Annotated in this window: 8 protein-coding genes; 4 read left to right on the top strand and 4 right to left on the bottom strand. The window is 75.5% G+C overall.

What is annotated here, in order from left to right; translation table 11 throughout:
* A partial coding sequence (gene miaB, locus LG632_RS28320; protein ID WP_264202360.1) for a tRNA (N6-isopentenyl adenosine(37)-C2)-methylthiotransferase MiaB occupies positions 1 to 1,396 on the bottom strand: 1,396 nt, incomplete at its 3' end.
* Positions 1,397 to 1,555: 159 nt separating this feature from the next.
* Here miaB and LG632_RS28315 point away from each other — a divergent pair.
* A complete protein-coding gene (locus LG632_RS28315) occupies positions 1,556 to 2,551 on the top strand; it encodes a TAXI family TRAP transporter solute-binding subunit (protein ID WP_226730534.1) in 996 nt (331 codons plus the stop codon).
* A 13-nt stretch (positions 2,552 to 2,564) separates the two neighbouring features.
* On the opposite strand, the gene LG632_RS28310 is transcribed toward LG632_RS28315, so the two are convergent.
* From LG632_RS28310 to LG632_RS28300, 3 genes are all read right to left on the bottom strand, one after another.
* A complete protein-coding gene (locus LG632_RS28310; protein ID WP_226730532.1) occupies positions 2,565 to 3,548 on the bottom strand; it encodes an ROK family protein in 984 nt (327 codons plus the stop codon).
* A 28-nt stretch (positions 3,549 to 3,576) separates the two neighbouring features.
* Positions 3,577 to 4,608 (bottom strand): LacI family DNA-binding transcriptional regulator, encoded by a 1,032-nt coding sequence (locus tag LG632_RS28305; RefSeq protein ID WP_226730530.1) that lies wholly within the window; start codon positions 4,606 to 4,608, stop codon positions 3,577 to 3,579.
* Between the two features lie 153 nt (positions 4,609 to 4,761).
* Positions 4,762 to 5,673 carry a LysR family transcriptional regulator gene (locus tag LG632_RS28300; protein WP_226730529.1) on the bottom strand — a complete coding sequence of 304 codons (912 nt, stop codon included), beginning with the start codon at positions 5,671 to 5,673 and terminating at the stop codon, positions 4,762 to 4,764.
* A gap of 191 nt (positions 5,674 to 5,864) precedes the next feature.
* Here LG632_RS28300 and LG632_RS28295 point away from each other — a divergent pair, with 191 nt between their 5' ends.
* The 3 genes from LG632_RS28295 to LG632_RS28285 all read left to right on the top strand — a co-directional run bounded on the left by LG632_RS28295 (position 5,865) and on the right by LG632_RS28285 (position 9,227).
* The gene (locus LG632_RS28295) at positions 5,865 to 6,485 is read left to right on the top strand and encodes a hypothetical protein (RefSeq protein ID WP_226730527.1); all 621 of its coding nucleotides are present in this window, start codon (positions 5,865 to 5,867) and stop codon (positions 6,483 to 6,485) included.
* A gap of 217 nt (positions 6,486 to 6,702) precedes the next feature.
* The gene (locus tag LG632_RS28290; RefSeq protein WP_226730525.1) at positions 6,703 to 7,761 is read left to right on the top strand and encodes a hypothetical protein; all 1,059 of its coding nucleotides are present in this window, start codon (positions 6,703 to 6,705) and stop codon (positions 7,759 to 7,761) included.
* A 215-nt stretch (positions 7,762 to 7,976) separates the two neighbouring features.
* A complete protein-coding gene (locus LG632_RS28285; RefSeq protein WP_226730524.1) occupies positions 7,977 to 9,227 on the top strand; it encodes a glycoside hydrolase 5 family protein in 1,251 nt (416 codons plus the stop codon).
* Positions 9,228 to 9,348 lie beyond the last annotated feature (121 nt).

Raw genomic sequence — 9,348 nt, 5'->3', positions numbered from 1 at the left:
GCAGGCCCAGCATGACGCCCGCCGGCTTCGCCGCCGCCGCGGCGGTGCGCTTCTCCCAGGCGTCGCCGGCGCGGGTGCGGCGTACGGCCGTGGCCGGGGTCGGGCCCTCGGCCAGGAGGTGGTGCGGGGCGGCGTAGGTGATCTCGACGGTCACCACGTCGCCGGGACGGACCTCGACGTCCGGCTTGGTGAAGTGGACCAGGCGGTTGTCGGGGGCCCGGCCCGACAGCCGGTGCGTGGCGCCGTCCTTGCGGCCCTCGCCCTCGGCGACCATGACCTCCAGGGTCCGGCCGACCTGCTTCTTGTTCTCCTCCCAGGAGATCTCCTCCTGGAGGGCGACCAGGCGCATGTACCGCTCCTGCACGACCTCCTTGGGGATCTGGCCGTCCATCTCGGCGGCGGGCGTGCCGGGCCGCTTGGAGTACTGGAAGGTGAAGGCGTTGGCGAAGCGGGCCTCGCGGACCGTGTGCATGGTCTGCTCGAAGTCCTCCTCGGTCTCGCCGGGGAAGCCCACGATGATGTCGGTGGAGATCGCCGCGTGCGGGATGGCCGCGCGGACCTTCTCGATGATCCCGAGGAACCGCTCCTGCCGGTACGAGCGGCGCATCGCCTTCAGGACCCGGTCCGAGCCGGACTGCAGCGGCATGTGCAGCTGCGGCATCACGTTGGGGGTCTCGGCCATCGCGGCGATCACGTCGTCCGTGAAGTCACGCGGGTGCGGGGAGGTGAAGCGGACGCGCTCCAGGCCCTCGACCTTCCCGCAGGCGCGCAGCAGCTTGCTGAAGGCCTCGCGGTCGCCGATGTCCGAGCCGTAGGCGTTCACGTTCTGCCCGAGCAGGGTGATCTCGGACACGCCCTCGGCGACCAGGGCCTCGACCTCGGCGAGGATGTCGCCGGGCCGGCGGTCCTTCTCCTTGCCGCGCAGCGCCGGGACGATGCAGAAGGTGCAGGTGTTGTTGCAGCCGACGGAGATCGAGACCCAGGCGGCGTACGCCGACTCGCGCCGGGTCGGCAGCGTGGAGGGGAAGGCCTCCAGCGACTCGGCGATCTCGACCTGCGCCTCCTGCTGGATGCGGGCGCGCTCCAGCAGCACGGGCAGCTTGCCGATGTTGTGGGTGCCGAAGACCACGTCGACCCAGGGGGCCTTGGTGACGATGGTGTCGCGGTCCTTCTGCGCCAGGCAGCCGCCGACGGCGATCTGCATGCCGGGGCGGGCGGCCTTCATCGGGGCGAGACGGCCGAGGTTGCCGTACAGGCGGTTGTCGGCGTTCTCGCGGACCGCGCAGGTGTTGAAGACGACGACGTCGGCCTCGCCCTCGCCGGTGCCCTCGGGTGCGCGGACGTAGCCGGCGTCCTCCAGGAGGCCCGAGAGCCGCTCGGAGTCGTGCACGTTCATCTGGCACCCGTAGGTGCGCACCTCGTAGGTCTTCACAGTCGCCTCGCCCTCAACACTCACCCGACAAGGGTAAGGCCCCCGGCGGGTGCGGCCCCCGCCCGCGCGGGTCACCCGGTCCGGCCGTGACAGGACGGCCGGACGGGTGGCAGGATCGCCGGCATGCCCCTCGCACTCCCCCAGGTCAGCAGGCGCCGCGCCGTGCGGGGCCTGCTCGCCGTGCTGGCGGCGCTCGGGGTGCTGACGTGGTGGCTGTGGCCGTTCGGGCAGCCCGAGCCGACCGGCCGGCTGACCTTCAGCACCGGCGTCCCCACTGGGGTCTACCACCGCTACGGCGAGCTGCTGCGGCAGGCGCTGAACCGGGACATGCCGGAGGTGCACGTGACCCTGGTGCCGAGCGAGGGCTCGCAGCAGAACCTCCAGCGGGTGGCCACGGGCGAGGCGGACGTCACCATCGCCACGGCCGACGCGGTGGCCAAGTACCAGCTCGACCGCAGGCCCGGGGCGGAGCGGCTGCGCGGCGTGGCCCGGCTGTACGACGACTACGTGCAGCTGGTGGTGCCGGCGGCCTCGCCGGTGCACTCGGCGGCGGACCTCAAGGGCAAGCGGGTGGCGATCGGGCAGCCCGGCTCCGGCGTGCGGCTGGTCTCGGAGCGGCTGCTCACGGCGGCCAAGCTGGACCTGCTCAAGGACCTGACGACGGTCCCGATAGGGATCGACCAGATGCCGGCGGAGCTGGAGGCGGGCCGGATCGACGCCTTCTTCTGGTCCGGCGGACTGCCGACGAACGCGGTCCGGGAGCTGTCGGAGCGCTACGAGATCCGCCTGGTGCCCCTCGGCGACCTGGTGGAGGCCATGCAGAGCGGCGGGATCATGGCGCGCCACTACCGGCCGGCGGTGATGCCGCAGGACGCCTACGCCCGGGCCCGCAACACCTCGGCGGTGACGACCCTGGCCGTGCCGAACCTGCTGGTGACCACCGACCGGACCGGCACCGCGCTGGCGGAACGGTTCACCCGGACCGTGCTCCTCAGCCGGGACGGGATCGGCCACGAGGTGCACGCCGCCCAGCTGGTGGACCTGCGCACGGCGATCTACACCGACCCGCTGGAGCTGCACCAGGGCGCGCAGCGGTACTACCGCTCGGTCAAGCCGTAGCCGGAAGCGCTCGTCAGGAGTCCAGGAGCGCGGCCGCGGCGGCGGCCGCGCCGATCAGGCCGGCGTCGGTGCCCAGCTGGGCGGGGACGACCTCCAGTCCGGCGGCGAACGAGAGCGTGGCGTACGTCGCCAGGTGCGCCCGGACCGGCCCGAAGAGCACGTCCCCGGCGGCCGCCACCCCGCCGCCGATCACCGCGATGTCCGTCTCCACCAGCGTCGCCGTGGCGGCGACGGCTGCGGCCAGGGCGCGCCCGGCGCGGTCGAAGGCGGCCAGGGCGACGGGCTCGCCGGCGCGGGCCGCCGCCGCGACGCCGGCCGCCGTACGGTCCGGACCGGTGAAGCCCTGGGCGCGGGCCCAGCGGGCGATGGCGGTGCCGGAGGCGATGGCCTCGACGCAGCCGCGGCCTCCGCAGGCGCAGACCTCGCCCTCGACGTCGACGCTGATGTGTCCGATGTGGCCGGCGTTGCCGGTGGGGCCCGGGTGGAGTCGGCCGCCGAGGACCAGTCCGCCGCCCACGCCGGTGGAGACCACCATGCACAGCGCGTTGTCGTGGCCGCGGGCCGCGCCACGCCAGTGCTCGGCCGCCGTCATCGCGACCCCGTCGCCGACGAGCACGGTCGGCACCTCGGCGCCGTGCCGCGCGAGCTCCGCCGCGACGCGCGCCTGGACCGGGAAGTCCCGCCAGGCGCCGATGTTGACCGGGCTGACCGTGCCGCGCGACGCGTCCACCGGCCCGGCGCTGCCGATGCCGCAGCGGGCCGCTCCGGACCACTGCGGCGCGGCGGCCAGGTCCGCGACGACCTCGGCGACGGCCGCCATCACCGCGTCCGCGTCGACGTCGCGCGGGGTGGGCCGGCGGGCCGTGACCGGCATGGTGCCGTCGGGGTGCACCAGCGCACCGGCGATCTTGGTGCCGCCGATGTCGACGGCCACCGTCAGGCCGGCGGAGGCGGCGCCCTGGCGGGGCGTGGTCAGGGCCGAGCTGGGAGTCGTCATCGGTGTGTGCTCCTGGAAGGGGTCGCCATCAGTATGCGGGCGGCGGCGGAGCGGTGCTCTCGCGGGGTTCGAGCCGCGGCTGCTCGGCCTGCCGGACCCGCGGTGGCCCACCGGCCAGTACGGCGAGCAGCTCCTCGGCGGCGAGCCGGCCGAACCCGGCCGTGTCCCGCACCAGCGCGGTCAGCCGGGGATGGGTGACCCGGCACAGCGCGGAATCGTCCCAGGCCACGAGCGAGAGCCGGGCCGGGACGGGGATGCCGAGCCCGGCGGCGACCGCGGCGCCGGCGACGGCCATCACGTCGTTGTCGTAGACGAGCGCGGTCGGCGGCCGCGGGGCGCACAGCACCCGCCGGGTGGCCGCGGCGCCCTCGGCGTCGGAGTAGTCGGTCGGTACCGAGCGGACCTCGTCCGGGCGCAGCCCGCGCCGCCGGGCCTCGATCCGCAGCGAGTCGATCCGGCGGGCGGTGTGGGCGAGGTCGGGCAGGCCGGCGACGTGGACGATCCGGCGGTGCCCGAGGGCGGCCAGGTGGTCGAGCACCTGGACCATGGCGCGGGCGTCGTCCGCCCAGACCGACGACAGCGGCGGGGCCGGCCGGGGATCGCCGACGGTGACGGCCGGCAGGCCGAGCGCGGTCAGCAGCGCGGGGCGCGGGTCCCGGGTCCTGGGGTCCACGACGAGGACGCCGTCCACCCGGCGCTCGGCCCACCAGCGCCGGTACAGGGCGCATTCGGCGTCGAGGTCCTCGGCCACCTGGAACAGCAGCGGGGTCCCGGCGGCCGAGAGCGCCTCCTGGATGCCGGAGACGAGCTGGAGGAAGAACGACTCCACGCCGAGGGTGTGGGCGGGCCGGGCGAGCACCAGCCCGACGGCGCCGACCCGTTCGCCGGACAGGGCGCGGGCGGCGCTGTCGGGCCGCCAGCCGAGCTCCTCGGCGACCCGGCGGATCCGGGCGCGGGTGCCGTCGGAGACCCCGGGCCGGCCGTTGAGCGCGAAGGAGACGGCGCTCTCGGAGACTCCGGCCCGGCGGGCGATGTCCTTGATGGTGGGTCTGCGGGCCATGCCGCGTGCCGCCCCCCTCTTCCCGGCGTTCCGACCGACTGATCATCGCAGAGAAGTCCCGCGCCGAGGCGGGTTGTCGGGTCGGTGGCCAGGGCGACCTCGACCGTCGAGCGGGGGTCCTTCCGTTGCGGTCGGGGTTCACAGGGCGGGGCGCTACGGGCGGGGGCGGCAGGCGATGGCGCACAGGTCCTGGGCCGCGCCGACGGGACGCTGCCCGACGGGCCATACGGCCCTCAGCCGGCGGGGGATACGCAGGCCGGAGACGGTGACGGCGGTGAGGGTTCCGGCCGCCAGGTCGTCGGCGACGGCCAGCGAGCTCATCACGGCGGGGCCGACGCCGCTCATGACGGCGTTCTTGATCGCGGTCGTGGAGGCGAGCTCCAGCAGTGGTGCGGCCTTCCAGTCGGGGACGTGCGCCTCGACGGCGCGCTCGAATGCGGTGCGGGCGCCGGAACCCGGCTCGCGTTGGACGAGCTCGGCGCAGGCCAGTTCCTCGACGGTGATCGCGGTACGGCGGGCCCAGGGGTGCCGGGGCGCGACCACCACCAGCAGTTCGTCCTGCGCCACCGCCCGGTCGGCCAGCCCCTTGGGGACGTGCGGGCTCTCGATGAAACCGATCGGGAACCGGCCGTCGAGGACCGCCTCGGCCACCTCGGCGGAGTTGCCGGCGTCCAGCGTCACGGCTATGCCGGGGGTCCGCGCCCGCAGGTCCTTCAGCCAGCGGGGGAAGAGGTACTCCCCCACCGTCTGACTGGCCGCCACGCTCATCTGCGCGCTGCGCCGGTCCCGCAGGGTGGAGATCCCGGCGTCCAGGCGCTGGGCGGCCTCGATGACGTCCTGCGCCAGCGCCGCGATCAGCGTGCCGGCGGGGGTGGGTCGGGAGCCGAGTGTGGTCCGTTGCAGCACGGGGGTGCCGACCAGCTGTTCCAGGGAGCGGATGCGGGAGCTCGCCGAGGGCTGGGTGATGTGGTGCGCCTGGGCGGCCCGGCCGAGGCTGCCGAGGTCGATGACGCTGAGGAGGAGGTCGAGGGCGGGCAGGTCGGGGACTCGGGCCGAGATGCGCATCGGGCCTTTCCTGGGTGGTCGGGGGCCGGCCGGCGGGGGCGCTGGGCAGGTGTGGACGGGTCGGCACGACCGGCGCGACCAATTTCAGCTAGCCATGACTCATCCGGACAGGTCAAGTCGGGATGGAGTGAGGAGGTCCACTGTCTCAGCCGGACATGACGGGGCCGGATGGATCCGGATACGGTGGCGGGATGGCGGACGAGGAGCTCAAGCCGACGACCCCGCGGCCACCGGACGCGGCCCGACAGCGCACCGCGCGGCCGCCCCAGGGCGTGGCGGAGCTGGCGGGGCCGGGGGGCGACTGGGTGCGCGAGGAGCTCGGGCACGGCGCGTTCGAGGCATGGCACTTCTTCCCCCACGGATCGGCGGGCACGGCGCCCGCCTATGTCTTCATCCAGCCCGCCGCCGGTGGCGACCCGGCCGCCGTGGGGCGGGGGGTGACCACGACGGTGCTGCGTGAGATGCGGCCGGCCGAGGCCGCCGGCGCCGCGCGTCGGCTGCACCGGACGCGGCAAGCGGTGCGCTACCCCCTCGCCGAGCGCGTGGAGGCGCTCCTTCAGTCGTACACGCGACCCACGGACGCCTATCTGGCTGCGGTCGCGCTGCGTTACGAGCGGCTGGCGGATGCCGGTATCCGGTCGCCGGTGCGCAGCCTCGTCGACATCACGGGCCTGCCGCTGGGCACCGTCAAGTCCCACATCCAGCTCGCGCGCAGGAAGGGCCTCCTCGAAGCGGTCGGGGCGAAGGCCGGCGGGCGGGCGACCGAGCGGGCGCACGCGCTGGTGGCGGCGGTTCCGCAGGACGCCGGCTGACGGGCGGCCGCGTCCTCGCGGCCCCAGCATCACCGCAACCGGCCCTCCGTGCCCAGGGGGGAGCGGCCGATGCATGCACAGGGCAGATCCATGCCGGTCCGCGTGCCGGCATAGATCGGGTCCATGGGTGCATCGGGCGGACGGCCCTACTGCAATGCGGCTCCCGTCACGAGGGTGAGGGGAACGATCCGCACCGTGCAGGGGTGAAGAAGTGAAGGTGAAGCACCTGGCGATGGCCACCGCCGTCGCCGCGATGACGCCCGCGGCCCTGGGGGCCGTACCCGCGACGGCGGCCGGCCGGTCCGCCGCATCGGCGACCGCGGGTGAGCGGGGCGATGCGGCGGACGTCGCGCCGCCCGCCGTGCCGCAGGACTCCCCCGCTGCCCCCACGGCAGCGGAGGCGCCGGTGCTGGGGCTGGAGGGCATGCCCGAGGCGTTCGTGGCGGGCGGGGACTGGGGCGAGTTCTCCGCCGTCGTGGACCACTCGCGGGGCGGCGAGGCGGAGCGCTACCACCTCGTCCTGGTCGTCCATTCCGGGGGGCTGGTGCCCGAGCGGGACGTGCAGCTCCAGGCGTACGTGCGGGGAGCGTGGCAGGACCTGCCGTTCGTCCCCGCCGGTGGCGAGCCCCTGGTCTACCTCGCCCGGGACATGGCGGTCCCCACGAGCGTGCTCACCCTCCCCGTCCGGGCGCGGTTCGGCGCGCGGGCAGCGCTCACGGACGTCTACTTCGGCCTCAGCGGCAGCAGCGTGACGCACGAGGAGGTGAAGTCCCGCACGGCCCACGCGGCGTCGGTGATCGTCGCTCCGTCGGGAGGGGGCGAGGAGCCCGGCAACGGTGAGGACCCCGGCAACGGCGAAGACCCGGGCAACGGTGAGGACCCCGGCAACGGCGAAGACCCCGGCAACGGCGAGAACCCCGGCAACGGCGAAGACCCCGGCAACGGCGAGGACCCGGGAGGCGGCGAGGGCCCGGGAGGCGGCGAGGACCCCGGCGCCGGCGGGAAGCCGGGGAACGGCGGCGACCCCGGCCACGGCGAGCCGGCGGAGCCGGGTCGGACGCCCGACCCGGGTGGGACTGCCGGCCACGGCCGGCCCCGGCCCGGGGACGACCAGGCCCGAGGCCCCGAAGAAGACGGCCGGTTGGCCGAAACCGGGGCCGACAGCCGCGGCACCGGCCGGCTGCTCGGCGTCGCGGGCCTGATGGCGGCCGTCGGAGGCGGCCTGGTCATCGGCACGGGGAGGCACCGCCGCCGCAGGCGGCCCGCCGCGGGCTGAACCGCACGAGTCGGGCCACGTTCGAAGGGCTTCGGCCGACGACGCGTCGAGGTCGGGCGCCGCTGACGAGGGACGGCCCGGACGGCGGGGGCACCGATCAGGTCAGGGGCCGTCCGGCGCCCACCGAGGGCGTGTTGACGTCCCGGAGCGGGGGCGGCAGTTTGTGAGCGCCGGGAATCGGCTTCCCTACGGTCTCCACACCACAGGACGGCCCCATGCGCGACACCGTGCGCTTCGGCGTGAACTACACCCCGACCCGCGGCTGGTTCCACCACTGGCTCGACTTCGACCTCGCCGAGGTGCGGGCCGACCTCGACTCGATCGCGGGGCTCGGGCTGGACCACGTACGGGTGTTCCCGCTGTGGCCGCTGTTCCAGCCGAACCGGGCGCTCGTCCGGCCGCGGGCGGTGGAGCAGCTGGTGGCCCTCGCCGACGCGGCCGGGGAACGGGGGCTGGACGTCGTCGTGGACGGGCTCCAGGGCCACCTGTCGAGCTTCGACTTCCTGCCGTCGTGGACGCGGACCTGGCACCGGCGCAGCCTGTTCGCGGACCCGGACGTCGTCGCGGGCCAGGAGGAGTACCTGCGCACGCTGGCGGGGGCGCTGGCGGACCGGCCGCACTTCCTGGGCATGACGGTCGGCAACGAGGTGAACCAGTTCGCGGACCGGCCGCACCCCGACCCCGACCGGGTCACCCCGGAGCAGGCGCAGGCCTGGCTGGAGCGGATGCTGGCCGCGTGCGCGGCGGGCGCGCCGGGGCGCGCGCACGTGCACGCCGAGGACGACGCGGTCTGGTACCGCGACGACCACCCCTTCACGGGCGCGCAGGCGGCCCGGCTGGGCGCGGCCTCGGTGGTGCACGCGTGGGTGTTCAACGGCACGGCCCAGCGGTACGGGCCCGCCGGGGCGGCGACCGAGCTGCACGCGGCGTACCTGGTCGAGCTGGCCAAGGCCTACGCGGTGGAGCCGGGACGGCCGGTGTGGCTGCAGGAGGTCGGGGCGCCGGCGCCGCTGATCCCGCCGGAGCGGGCCGCGGCGTTCGCCGAGGCGACGCTCGGGCACGTGCTGGACTGCCGGGACGTGTGGGGGGTGACCTGGTGGTGCTCGCACGACGTGGCACGGGAACTGGCCGACTTCCCCGAGCTGGAGTACGGGCTCGGGCTGCTGACGAACGACCGCCGGGTCAAGCCGGGCGGCGCCGCCGTCGCCCGCGTCGCCGCGGCGGTCCGGGCCGCCGGGCCGGGGCCGGGCCCGGCGGTCCGGACCACGGCGGTGGTCGCCGATGTGGGCGGCGCCGCCCGCGGTACCCGCCGCTCGGTGTGCGCCCCGGGCGGCCCGGTCCTGGAGACCTGGACCCGTCTGACGGCCGAGGGCGTCCGCCCGGCGATCGTGCTGTCCGACCTCGCCACCGACCCGGCCCACCTGTCGTCCCGGGGCATCACGGAACTCGTCCCGGCCGGCCGCTGAGGCACCGCCGCACCTGCCCACCTCCGAGGAGACCGCATGTCCGAGCTGCCGCCGTCCCGCGCACGTGATCCCCGGCCGGGGCCGCTGCCCGGGCGGCGGGGGCTGCTGACCGGCGGGGCGG

The organism is Streptomyces antimicrobicus (assembly GCF_020532625.1).
In the GTDB taxonomy this organism is placed as follows: Bacteria; Actinomycetota; Actinomycetes; order Streptomycetales; family Streptomycetaceae; genus Streptomyces; species Streptomyces antimicrobicus.
Note: the sequence above shows the minus strand (reverse complement) of the source record. Positions and strands in the feature narration are given on the sequence as shown.